The 1,024-nt window shown below is 31.3% G+C and carries 1 protein-coding gene; it reads right to left on the reverse strand.

What is annotated here, in order from left to right:
• On the reverse strand, window positions 1–1,024 hold a 1,024-nt coding region (locus ACFVU3_RS40290), incomplete at both ends, for a 3'-5' exonuclease (RefSeq protein WP_390073746.1).

Raw genomic sequence — 1,024 nt, forward strand, 5'->3', positions numbered from 1 at the left:
AAGAACTTTATTAATGACGTTATTCTTTAAACGAACTACCTCTTCGTAAGTTTCATTTTCTTGAGGGGTTAGAGCATGAGATTTACGTCCCATTTTATTAAATTGGTCAACATGAAATACTTCCTCATCCAACCAACGTTTACCATATACACCGCGCTCTAATGCGAAATTCTCCAATAAATCTATTAAGTAGCTACTATTCTTAAATTGTGAAGTTAGTACATTTGTTTTAAATAAACGCAACATTGCGTTAATATTCCAATTTGACTGTATGACCTCTATTAAAGAACGAATCATTTCCATAATTGGATGGTGTGACATTGACTTTTTAGTATCGATATTAAAGGGAATGTCGTATAAAGAAAAAATAGATTCGAATAAATATGCATATGATTCGTCACGATATAAGATAGCAATGTCTTGAAATCTCAAATGATGATCACGAACATCTCTAATAATTCGTCTTGCTAATTCATTTACTTCTTCACGCATATTTGAAGATTCAAGTATTTCCACATGATTTGAATGAGATTGAGGTGTCATTTGCAAAGCATCAAAATCACTTTCTAAATGTTTGAGATCATCATTTTCAAATCGAAACTTTTGTTGAAATAAGGTTTTATTTAAGTGAATATTTAATTGATTCGCAATGTCTTCAAGATGTGTTAAAACTTCTGATGGCTTTCTAAATAGACTGAATGGGTCTTGATTACCATCTGTTGTTAGTAGAACTGTGACACTCTTAGAATGTTGTACTAAAGCTTCAATAATCCTATATTCAAGTGTTGAGAAGTTGTAGAAACCATCGATAAATATTTCTGCCCGTTTGAGCCACTCAGATTTAGACATTTGGTCAATAAAACGCTCTAAACTATCCTCAGTAGTTATAAATTCACCGCTCATGCGAGATTCTAATTCTTTATAAATTAGAGTAATATCTTCTAGTTTATGTTGCGTTCTTGTTTGTAATTGATGTTCTGTAATAAATTGATCTAAATGGTCCGGTGTAACACTATATTTTTTC

Source organism: Streptomyces sp. NPDC058052 (assembly GCF_042885515.1).
GTDB lineage: Bacteria > Actinomycetota > Actinomycetes > Streptomycetales > Streptomycetaceae > Streptomyces.